The 3,473-nt window shown below is 36.9% G+C and carries 2 protein-coding genes and 1 pseudogene; all 3 read right to left on the minus strand.

All coding sequences use genetic code 11. From position 1 onward, the window contains the following. A pseudogene (locus IM477_RS17830) lies at positions 1 to 268 on the minus strand (ATP-binding protein); the annotation flags it as partial. A 273-nt stretch (positions 269 to 541) separates the two neighbouring features. Continuing rightward, positions 542 to 1,228 (minus strand): WG repeat-containing protein, encoded by a 687-nt coding sequence (locus IM477_RS17835; protein ID WP_287732878.1) that lies wholly within the window; start codon positions 1,226 to 1,228, stop codon positions 542 to 544. A gap of 56 nt (positions 1,229 to 1,284) precedes the next feature. After that, positions 1,285 to 3,144, minus strand: coding sequence for a serine/threonine protein kinase (locus tag IM477_RS17840; protein WP_287732880.1), 1,860 nt, complete (start codon positions 3,142 to 3,144; stop codon positions 1,285 to 1,287). Between the last annotated feature and the right edge of the window lie 329 nt (positions 3,145 to 3,473).

Raw genomic sequence — 3,473 nt, forward strand, 5'->3', positions numbered from 1 at the left:
AAATCGCTAATTCTGCTGCACTGGGATCATGATTGAATGCACTTCCTACTTCCACTGATACCATGACTGCGGCATAATTTCCAGTATCGGTAAGTTGTTTTGCTAGGGCTAACATAGCGGTGGTTTTCCCCGTTTGTCGTGGTGCGTGAAGGACAAAGTAACTTTCTTGTTCAATTAGCTCCTCTAAATCTGGTAATCGTACTGTGGGAGATAAAATATAGTGGATATCGTCTTTACAGGGACCGGCAATATTAAACCAGCGAGTCATGGTATTTTGGCAGTGGGTGAACTCTTTAAGTTTACACATTTATTTGTAAAAATTATGATCTGACATTATAAAAAGGTTTACTGGTTGCGATTATTGTATGAGCAAGGGGAGTTGTATGATTTTTACATTTGCGGGAGGTAAATTTAGGGGTTTGGTAATCAGCTAATTATCAAATTAATCCTTAAATCTTGGATATCCTGATTTAGACATTTTCACCGTTAGTTGATTAAAACCTTTGTTGGGTTACGCTATTGCTTAACCCAACCTACATTACTACTTTAAAGGAGTGCGAATATAACCATATTTATATCCCATTCGGACTGGTTCTAATCCTTCTTGTAAAGATTTTGCTTCCTTAGACTTGGGTTCAGATTCATCTTTGTCAAATTCTAAGTTTAAGACCATTTTGCCTGTTTTATCTATATAGCCCCATTCACCATCAATTTTTACCTTAGCTAAACCTTTGTGAAAATCACCCACTATATGATAATAACTATCTTCAAATGTGGGTGGTATCACAATTTCACCTGTTCTATCTATATAGCCCCATTTACCACCAATTTCAACCTTAGCTAAACCTTCGCTAAAGTCGCCAACTTCATTAAATTGAAGTCCAATAACAATTTTACCTGTTCTATCTATATAGCCCCATTTACCACCAATTTTAACCTTTGCTAACCCTTCCTGAAATTCATAAACATCAATCGAATCAAATTGTATGGGAATAACAGTTTTCCCTGTTTTGTCTATATAGCCATATTTATCACCAATTCTGACCTTAGCTAACCCTTCCTGAAAATAACTAGCTTCATCAAATTTTGGCGCAATCACTAAATAAGAAGTGAGTGCAAAAATAATACTGGAAAATATAGACATAAAAGGAATTAATAATCCAATTACTACTCCAATACGTGCTAATTTAATACTTTGTTGTTTTTCACTTTGAGATAGCATAGGCATAGATTCACCTTTTAATTTTCAATTGACGTGATTTAATGCAATTTAAGCTTAATCTTTTATGGCTTGATTAAAGATTCCTCAGACTGGCGATATTTAGCAATTAATTGACGGTGGCTAATTGGTGAATGAATTAACATAGCCAGTGTGGGTAAACCTGTTCCAGTTAGTGCTAACAAAATCAATGGATTTAGAAAACCGACTATTATACCAATTCCTGTACTAGCCCCAAACCCTGCTACCAGTAGTAAAAGTTTTCCCATAACCGAATGTTTAGCTAAGTCCACAGCCACAAAATTTACAACCCAATATACAACCCAAAATAAAACCCAACACACACCACAAGTGACAACACCTATTACAGCTAAAGGTATTATAGTCTGGGAAACGTAAAAGACAACTGGAACAACTAGATCAGAACCGCTATATTTAACTGTAAGCTCAAGTATATCCCTAACCACAACCCCAACCGCCAAACCAACCGCAGCCGAACCTACAGATACAGATATAGCATAACTCACAACGCTGCTCACATTATCGCTCAAATTATAATATTCACTCAAACATTTAGTCCAAGAGAGAATAATCACAAGAAGTGTAACAATACCCCACACTCCAAGCATAGAGAGTATCCCTTCATATCCCAAAGTTTGTAATAACCAAATAGTCACTGGAGTTACAGCATAAGTAATAACCCAACTCGTAGCCATAGCTACCAGCCCAGCTATTAAAAATAGTTTAATTAATCCGGCATAGGGTAGCTTCTTGTTATCAATCGGTAAAGGCGCCGTTTGTACCTTCACCGTTAAAGTATGACTGGCTGGATAAGCATTACTATGAAGAATTAATTGACGTTTATACCGCTTATCCGCCATTAATTTACTCGTATCTACCTCAACCTGACAACGAATATTATTCCTATTAAACTTAGCAGGTGTAAGCGAAATCCAAGCATGATTATCTGGAGTATGTGGAGGATCATGAGGATGGGGTGCAACTTCCCATCTACCTTCCAAAAAAGTATCTGGAATGGGATTTTCAACAGTGATACTTTGCGTTAGTTTTTCCCCCAACCTGTTCGCTTTAAACTCTAAAACCGTCCCACTAAAATCAACTCCTGGTACACGAATAATATCAAGTGGTTTGAGTGCCTCTAAAGCTAATTCTGCATTAGAAAAACGTTCTTTTTGTTGCGGTTGTACCATCTTTTCCAACCAACCGATAAACCGCAAACTCAACTGGGGTAAAAGATGACGAAAATTAATTAAATAGGGATAATCTGCATCTTGTAATTGATCTATTTTTGTGGACTTAATTCCTGTTAATAAACAGATTAAAGTTGCACCCAAAGCATACAAATCTGTAGCGTCTGTCGGTTTAAACATTTGCTCTGGCGGAATAAAACCAGGAGTTCCTTTAAATACACTACTTCCAGCCACATCATGACTACCAATACGAGCAAAACCAAAGTCAATTAAATAGACATTGATTTGTTCATCTACTAAAATGTTTTCTGGTTTAATATCTCGATGAATTATTGGTGGAATACGATTTTGTAAATATACAAGAATTTCTAATACTTTAACTGCAATTTTTTTAATTTCTTCTGGTGCAAAGCTGCGAGTTTCCGCTAAATTCGGAGCATTAATATATTCTTGAACTAGACAAAAACCATCAGATGTTTCAAAAGAACCTAAATAACTGGGAATACCCGGATGTTTGAGTCCTGTTAGTACCCGTATTTCCCGTTCGTGTGCGGCAAAACTCGACCAGTTAGCACCCGCTTGAGCAAAACAAAACTGTTTGATTACTTGTTGTTGCCCTGTGTTAATATTTGTTGCCAACCAGGTAATCCTCCCACCTTGTCGGTTACGTCCTAGTTCTTTAATAACCTCATAGCCTTGTTCTTGGATACTCATATTTTTAAGAGGAGTAGTATATTTTGATTTTACTGCAAGTAGAGGTTGCTGGAAATGATATCGGCTCAATAAGTGGGGGAAAAAGAAAAAATTCACTCAAGTCAGCAAAGGAGACACAGCATTATACAATATGGGACATAACGCAAAAAGAGCAACAAGAAAAAAACACACAGTGCGATCGCCAATCTTGTAGGGTGCGTTAATGAAATGTAACGCAAACAGTGAGTTTTGGAAACACTCACGCCCGAATCACAGTAATTCTATATTGATTTTCTGTCACCACAACTTCAGTTGATAATCTTTCTTCCATTGGTAAGGCATTTTTCCGC

It is taken from the genome of Microcystis sp. M090S1, from assembly GCF_020246295.1.
Classification (GTDB): Bacteria; Cyanobacteriota; Cyanobacteriia; order Cyanobacteriales; family Microcystaceae; genus Microcystis; species Microcystis aeruginosa.

Excerpts from the sequence above, each read along its gene's own strand:
- IM477_RS17840 (WP_287732880.1), bottom strand. The coding sequence starts at position 3,144 with ATGAGTATCCAAGAACAAGGCTATGAGGTTATTAAAGAACTAGGACGT.
- IM477_RS17835 (WP_287732878.1), bottom strand. The coding sequence starts at position 1,228 with ATGCCTATGCTATCTCAAAGTGAAAAACAACAAAGTATTAAATTAGCA.